At 46.5% G+C, this 7,196-nt stretch carries 5 protein-coding genes; all 5 read left to right on the forward strand.

Features of this window, described 5'->3' with window-relative positions:
* The first annotated feature begins 653 nt into the window (after nucleotides 1-653).
* Complete coding sequence (locus PX481_RS26255) at nucleotides 654-1,793, forward strand: DegT/DnrJ/EryC1/StrS family aminotransferase (RefSeq protein ID WP_002758253.1); 1,140 nt, start codon at nucleotides 654-656, stop codon at nucleotides 1,791-1,793.
* 37 nt (nucleotides 1,794-1,830) lie between these two features.
* Entirely contained in the window at nucleotides 1,831-2,736 is a 906-nt protein-coding gene (gene crtB / locus PX481_RS26260) for a cyanoexosortase B (RefSeq protein ID WP_288026424.1), read from the forward strand.
* The gene (locus tag PX481_RS26265) at nucleotides 2,729-3,475 is read left to right on the forward strand and encodes a cyanoexosortase B system-associated protein (RefSeq protein WP_002758251.1); all 747 of its coding nucleotides are present in this window, start codon (nucleotides 2,729-2,731) and stop codon (nucleotides 3,473-3,475) included. Before crtB ends, PX481_RS26265 begins: the two co-directional genes overlap by 8 nt.
* 132 nt (nucleotides 3,476-3,607) lie before the next feature.
* Complete coding sequence (locus tag PX481_RS26270) at nucleotides 3,608-4,822, forward strand: polysaccharide biosynthesis/export family protein (protein ID WP_002758250.1); 1,215 nt, start codon at nucleotides 3,608-3,610, stop codon at nucleotides 4,820-4,822.
* A gap of 117 nt (nucleotides 4,823-4,939) precedes the next feature.
* The gene (locus PX481_RS26275) at nucleotides 4,940-7,141 is read left to right on the forward strand and encodes a GumC family protein (protein WP_288096887.1); all 2,202 of its coding nucleotides are present in this window, start codon (nucleotides 4,940-4,942) and stop codon (nucleotides 7,139-7,141) included.
* The last annotated feature ends 55 nt before the right edge of the window (nucleotides 7,142-7,196 follow it).

The raw sequence follows: 7,196 nt of genomic DNA on the forward strand, positions 1-7,196 counted from the left end.
CAAATCTTAACTCGATTGTCTATCTTTTGGTATTAACTTATTTGTGCCTTAAGTCCTTTCCTGTATGAATTTCAGCTACTTTTGAGCGTAGGCACTCTCATCGAATTTTATTTTAAGTTAATTATTTGCATAACAATTCCCGAAGAGCCTTAAATTCCCTTGTTTCCACCACCTCCAAGCCGTTCGATAACTTATTCCTGTTTTTTTGCTTAGTCTGATAGTTTTGTCTGTGCATACTACTATTAATGACTATATCTGACCATATTTGTATTGAAACTTTACAATATTAAATCCGTTGAGGCGTTGGGTTTCATACTTCAACCCAACCTACGTTCATCTTATATTTAATTCCACCCACCCACTTAGTAATTATCTTCAAAGTTTGGCGGCAAAAATAAATAGCTAGGCAGTCAACTTGATTCTTTTGGCCAAGTCAAGGCCAAACCCCCTGAATACCAATCGGCTCTCTTGGTTTAGCTGGGTTAGAATCTAGCCTAGCCTATACTTTTTCTCAGGTTATCCCAGAAGGATTAAGGATAAACCACAGAGGCACAAAGAACACAAGGACAAGAGAGCCTACAAATCTAGACAACTTGATCAAACCTATGCTAGTCTCTTGAATACTTAATAATATCTCCCTAAACAAGCAATAGATGAATTCCCATTTAATCAAAGTTCCCTTTGTTGATTTAACTTGGCAAAATCAGCCCCTACAAGCAAAAATTACCGAGGCAATCCAAACAGTTATCGACCGAGGAGATTTTGTTTTAGGCCAAGCTTTAGCCGAATTTGAAACCGCCTTTGCCCAAGCTTGCGGAGTCGAGTATGCTGTGGGAGTAGCTTCTGGCACTGCTGCTCTTGCCCTGGCTTTACAAGCTTACGGCATCGGTGCCGGGGATGAAGTGCTAGTCCCCGCTAATACCTTTGTCGCTACCCTCATGGGTGTTATTCAAGCGGGGGCCAAACCAGTTTTAGTTGATTGTCACCTCGATACGGCCTTAATTGACCTCGCGGCGGCTGCCCAAAGAATTACCCCCAACACCCGCGCCATTCTACCCGTACACCTGTACGGACAGATGGTATCACCCCAACAATTACAGGATTTTGCCCGCAGCTATAATCTGATTATCTTTGAAGATGCGGCCCAGGCCCATTTAGCCAGTAGAGAAGGTTATCGCGCCGGCAGTGTCGGTGTGGCGGCGGGGTTTAGTTTTTATCCCAGTAAAAATTTGGGTGCTTTTGGCAATGGCGGAATGTTAGTGAGCAATGATCCCGAAATTAGCCAAAAAGCCCGCGGTTTAAGAAATTATGGCGCACCGAGCAAGTATTTCCACACCGATATCGGCACTAATAGCCGTTTGGATAGCATACAAGCCGCCATTTTAAACATTAAATTACCCCATCTGGAAGGCTGGAATCGCTCCCGTCAGCGAGCGGCAAGACAATACGACAGGCTTTTGGCTCCTTTAGCCGATCAAGGTATTTTACCCGTACGAGACGAAACCGAGACCGGTCATGTCTATCATCTCTACGTTATTCGCATTCTCCCCCATTGTCCGGTTGAGCGCCAACAACTACAAGAACAATTAACTGCCGTCGGTATTCAAACCGGCATTCATTATCCGATTCCTTGTCATCTGCAACCGGCCTATCGCTACCTCGGTTATCAACAGGGAGACTTTCCTAATGCAGAGATTCTCTGTGAAGAAATTGTCTCTCTCCCCATGTACCCCGGCATCAGCGAGGAGCAAATTGAAATGGTTGTTGAACAGATTACTGCGATCATCGGGTAACATAAATTCAGAATTTGTCACTAAATCGCTCCGTCCTATGGGTATTAGTCCTTCCCTATCCCCCGTCTCCCACAAAAATCGGCAATCTTGGCTGATGATCGGTTTCTTGGCGGTTATCTATGGTCCGGTGATCTTTCACTGGTACGATGGTTGGCTGAATAAATCGATCGGCATCGAACACGAATACTTTAGCCACGGCTTGATCGGCCTTCCCTACGCCGCCTATATTGTCTGGCAGAATCGCAAAAAATGGCAACGCCTCGAAGATCGCTCCCACCCCCTAGGAGCGTTTTTGTTAACCCTAGGAGCGATTTTTTATCTCCTCGGTTCCTCCCTTTGGGTTAGTATGTCTTTTCCGATTATTTTAGCGGGAATCTGTCTCTGGTTAAAAGGAACAGAAGGTTTTAAATTGCAAGGATTTCCCCTACTTTTAACAGCCTTAGCGACTCCTAATCCTATCCCCTACCTGATTGCTCCCTATACCCTACCCCTACAGGTTTTTATTGCCGCTTGCGCTGGTTTTATTCTCCAGCAAGCAGGCCTAGATGTCTCCGTTGACGGTATCTATATAGCGGTAGAAGGCAGGATGGTGGAAGTCGCTCCCTACTGTGCGGGGCTGAAAATGTTATTCACCAGTCTTTACGTCACCCTCCTGCTGCTCCATTGGACTGATACCATCGAAAACGGTCGTAAAACCCGCTTTATGCTCCTCAGTGCCTTTGGAATTAGTGTCGGGGCTAATATTGTTCGTAACGCGCTTTTAGCTTGGTTTCACGGCACAGGACAAGAGGAAAACTTTAAATTACTCCACGATAGCTGGGGGGGTGATTTATACTCGGTCTTTATGTTATTACTGATCCTTTTGGTCTTCCAAATCATGCAGTATCGCGAGGCGGTTAAGAAAAAGTCCCTAGCTCAAGGGGAAGGTAACCAGGATGATTAGTCAAAAAATTCCAGCCGAGGTAACTTTAGTGTTAGATAAAGTCAAAAAAAAGCTCCCGGGTAATTATTTACTGCTGTTGTGCCTGCTGCTGCTATTGATTGTAGGGGGTATCTTGCCCAATTTAATTTCTGGCCAGTGGTCTTGGGTGGATCAACCGAGAATCAGTAATATGCAGAAAATGCTGGCCCTACAAGAATCGGGAATCAAGTTCTCTGACCTGAAAACCATCGATCAGCAGCAAGGACAAATCGGTGAGGGAAAATGGTCGGTACAAGTGGTGGAAACTCCTGAGGGCAAGAGGATCACCGTGCTTTTAAAGCCACAGATCTACTATAAAAATCAACCAGGATTAGAATGGTCGGATATCACTTCGATTAGTCGTTGGAATCAGGGGGAAACAACCGAGCTATTAATCCCCACCCAGTCGGGAGGAAAGGCCAAGGCTCGATTCTATCGTGCCTGGACACAAAATACCTTTGCCGTGGTGCAATGGTATGCTTGGCTAGGTGGTGGTCATTACGATCCCTCTGTTTGGTATTGGCTTGACCAATGGGCGCAATTAAAAAGACAGAGAGTACCCTGGATAGCCGTTTCCTTGCTGATTCCCTTAGAACCGACGAAAGAACTGCAAACTCTCACTCCCTTTGCTCTCAATCTCGCCAAGGAAGTTCAAAGTTACTTAGAACAAAATGTCTTAAGTCAATTAACTTCTCTGCCTGAGACCAAAAAAGAAAAGTAGTTTTTCTGCTCCCAACTATCTGTTTAAAAAAAACTAGCTCAAGGCACTTTTCTAGTCCTTAATAGCTTCTTTGTTCCTCTCCCACTAGATAACTCTCAGACAATAAATTGATATATCTGTATGATTCTACCAATGCTCAACAAGTTTTTGCCAGTTAGTTTATTCAGAACCGGGGCCATAGCCTTATCAGGGTTTAGTCTGACAGGGTTCTTATGGGTAATTCCCTCCGAGAGCCTCAAGGCCCAGGGTTCTTTGTCCATACCCCAGACTCAACCCGGAACTGGGTTGGAATTTTTGCCCCCCGAACCGCCTAATCCCACCTTTCCTGAAAACACGATTCCCCCTACCGGCTACAGTCCTCCGGTTTACTCTCCCAATAATCGCCAATCCCGACAAATTCAGTCCTATCGACTCGATATCGGCGATCAAATTACTGTCTCGGTTCCCGATTTTCCCGAATTTAATTCCACGGGGCCAGTGGATCCCGATGGTAATTTTCTGGTGCCGATTTTAGGGCGTATTCCGGTGCTGGGCTTGACTTTAGACGAAGTGCAAACTAAGATCCGCCTCGAATTGGGGCGAAAATACCTGCGGGAGGAACCGGAAGTGATTGCTGTTTTAACCACTGCCCGTCCCGTCCAGTTAACCATTCTGGGAGAGGTACAGCGACCGGGGTTTTATAGTGTTGCTCCTAATACTCCCCTAGCGCAGGTACTTTTGGCGGCGGGTGGCGGCACCCCCAGATCCGATCTGCGTTCGATCGTTGTCCGTCGGGTTTTAGTCGATGGTACAGTATTAGAGGAGAAACTTGACCTTTATACTCCCTTAATTAAAGGGGAACGCTTGCCAGATATGCGTCTGCAAGGAGGTGATGCCGTGATTGTTTCCAAGTTAGAAGTCGGCCAAGAGACGGGATATAATCGCACACTGGTGGCTAGAACCACCCTCGCCCAGCAGAATATCACCGTCAGGGTTTTAGCTCCCTCAATTCCTTCAGGAATTTCCCTGAGAAATGTTTCGATTCCTAATGGCAGTAGCTTCCTTGATGTGGTGGCTAGTTTACCAGTTTCCGATCGCCTGCGGATTAATGTCAATGAAGTGTCCCTGCTCCGTTTTGATAGTGCCAAAGGGGGAATTGTTAGTCAAACTTTGAGTCCGATAGCGGCAGTTAGGGGAGATATCTCCCAAAATGTTCCCTTAGAAGATCAGGACGTAATTATCGTCACCCGCACCCTGTTAGGGGAGATTTTCGCCGCTTTTAATATCATTACCCAACCCATCCGGGATATTTCCAGTTTTACCAATACAATTCTCGACTTTGGCAATCAATTCAATAACTTCCAATAATTGAGGGGCAACTTGCTCCCTTCACTCCTTAACACAACTTCATAAGCTAGGATTTCAAGGGCGAGAATCACTCTTGACCGCTAAAATGTAAAGAATCTGGGAATACATTAAAAAGCTATGGCTCTACCAATTGTTAAACGATTTCTCATCTCGCTAGATCAGAACAAATTTGTGGGAATATTCGTCTTCCTCGTCTGTTTAGGCGGTTCTGTGATCTTTGCTTTCCTACCCGATCCTGAGAAACCCCCCACCTTTTATCGGGCGGTGGGACAATTGGCCTACCGGGTGCCGCCGCCGGCTTTTACCAGTACAGGAACCCAACTGCAAGAACAAGGGCGGGCTATTGATCGCGATTTACTGCTGTCTCCCCGGGTATTGGTCAATGCGGCCAAAAAATTGCAATTTAATCAGGAACAGATGGTTAAAATTCGCGATCAGGATTTAAAAATAACCTTCCCCGGTGAAGCGGAGGGACAAAAAAATAATAGCGACCAACCCCAAGAGGTACTTTTAGAGTTAACGGCCGACTCCCAGTCCAAGGCGGAGTTAATTCTCGAAACCTTGATGAAGGAAATGGTGGAATACAGTCGCTGGCTGAATACTTCCCAGTTACGCGCCCGCATAGAAGCTCTCAGTGTCCGACTGAACGAAGTCCAAAAAGATTTAACCAGAGCCGAAGAAAAGTTTTATCGCTACATTAGTACCCAGGGTTCAGATTTATTGGCGATTCAAGACGGGAGTTTATTCACCGCGATCACCAGTAGTCAACAGCAACAGCGAGAAATTCGCCTAGAACTGCAAGGCATTCAAGGACAGATTAATAGTCTGAGTGAACAACTCGATTTAACCCCCGATCAAGCTTACACCTCCTCAGCCCTTAGTGCCGACCCGATTATTGCCAGTATCCGAGCGCAGATATTGGACACGGAAGCCCAATTGGAGGGACTACAGAAGGATTTACGTCCCGAACATCCCACCGTCGTTAAATTACGCAAACAACAGCAAGTTAACGAATCTCTCTTACAAAAAAGAGCCGCCGAGGTGATTGGAAAAGATGGCGTTCTTACCGCTCTTCCCAGCAGTCGCATCCGTCAGCAAAGTAATCTCGATGCCACCCGTCAACAACTAGCGGCTCAATTAGTCACCCTGCAAACCCAGCGCGAGGGTTTAATGAAACAATTAGAGTCCTTGGTGACTCAGGAAAAGCAATTACGCTCCCAATACGAGAAATTCCCCGATAAACAGCTACAGCAAGCTCGTTTAACCCAAGCCGTCGCCTTTCAACGGGGTATCTACGAGAATATTCTCAATGCTCTGGTGGATGCTCAGGCCGCAGAAGCGGAAACTGTGGGTAGTCTCACCATCGCCCAACCGCCGGTAGCTCAACCGATCCAACAGGTGTTTAACCGCAAAAATCGTCTCTTGATTCTCTTGGCGGGGGCTGGTTTGGGAACTTTAGCCGGATTGGGTGCGATCATCCTGTTGGCAGTGATCGATGATCGCCTGCACAGTCCCCAAGAATTGCGGGAAGCTTTGGTCAGTCGGGAGCTCCTGCTCTTGGGACAATTGCCAATTATCCGGAATTTAGAGGGCGAGGAAATCGAGCCGATTCTCGCCGATGCTAATGCCAATTATCTCCCCTACTACGAACGTTTACGCAGTACCCTGCGACGTGTTGGCGGCGGCGAAAAGGTGAAAGTGGTTATTATCACCAGCATTACTGGCGCAGAAGGTAAAACCGCCACTGCCTATAATCTGGCGATCGCTGCTAGTTTGGCGGGCCGACGGACTCTGTTAATAGAAGGAGATCTGAGAAATCCTTCTAAGGCCGAAGAAATCGGAGTCACTCCCGATCCCAATTCTTTCCGAGAACCCCTACTTTACTACGGGGCAAAAAGTAAATCGATCCGGCTGGCCCCAAATATTGAAAACCTTTCCATTTTGCCTAGTCCCGGTCCGCACAAACAAGCGGCAGCTATCATTGAATCGAGTGAATTACAATTAATTCTCAAAGATTCTCGCGGCCGTTTCGATCTGGTGATTGTTGATACTCCTTCTCTGTCTAGCTGTAATGATGCGCTTCTCTTAGAGGAACTAGCGGACGGGATTATTCTGGTAACGCGCCAGGCGATAACTCGTTCTAGTCTCTTGAGTGAAGCAATTAACCAGTTAACAGAAGCGGAAGTGAAAATTTTAGGGGCGGTGATTAACTACGTCGATATTACACCGACTCTCAACACCGCCCAACCAGTGCCACCTGTGATAGTTACCCCACCACAAGAAAAAACAGAGACAAAGGAAGTGAAAGTGGAGGTGTAAATGGGGTTACATTTAACAAAATCTTCTGGCTCGATCGAATTGTGGTTCTTGCCAA

The organism is Microcystis sp. M53603_WE2, assembly GCF_030065435.1.

Excerpts from the sequence above, each read along its gene's own strand:
- PX481_RS26275 (WP_288096887.1), top strand. The coding sequence starts at position 4,940 with ATGGCTCTACCAATTGTTAAACGATTTCTCATCTCGCTAGATCAGAAC.
- PX481_RS26270 (WP_002758250.1), top strand. The coding sequence starts at position 3,608 with ATGCTCAACAAGTTTTTGCCAGTTAGTTTATTCAGAACCGGGGCCATA.
- PX481_RS26255 (WP_002758253.1), top strand. The coding sequence starts at position 654 with ATGAATTCCCATTTAATCAAAGTTCCCTTTGTTGATTTAACTTGGCAA.
- crtB (WP_288026424.1), top strand. The coding sequence starts at position 1,831 with ATGGGTATTAGTCCTTCCCTATCCCCCGTCTCCCACAAAAATCGGCAA.
- PX481_RS26265 (WP_002758251.1), top strand. The coding sequence starts at position 2,729 with ATGATTAGTCAAAAAATTCCAGCCGAGGTAACTTTAGTGTTAGATAAA.